Raw genomic sequence first — 217 nt, 5'->3', positions numbered from 1 at the left:
TCTCGGCCGCGAGCTGCAGCCGACGGGATGCGGTCATCGACAGGCGGACCAGTTCGCCGACGACACAGGACAGACCACCGAAGGCCAGCCCTTCTTCGAAGGCCGACAATACCTCCTCCTCCCGGTCGCTTTCGCAGAAGACGACGCGATCGGGATGCAGCCCTGCCTGCGAGATCGCCGGGAAAAACAGGTCCGGGCGCGTCATGCACCACAGCAC

The 217-nt window shown here is 65.4% G+C and carries 1 protein-coding gene; it reads right to left on the bottom strand.

Translation table 11 applies throughout. The annotated features are described in order from the left end of the window. Nucleotides 1-217 (bottom strand): ImuA family protein (locus ACOZK4_RS23730; RefSeq protein ID WP_421594181.1); only part of this gene is annotated, 217 nt, incomplete at both ends.

It is taken from the genome of Shinella sp. M27, from assembly GCF_049199905.1.
In the GTDB taxonomy this organism is placed as follows: Bacteria; Pseudomonadota; Alphaproteobacteria; order Rhizobiales; family Rhizobiaceae; genus Shinella.
This window is presented reverse-complemented; position numbering and strand designations above follow the sequence as displayed.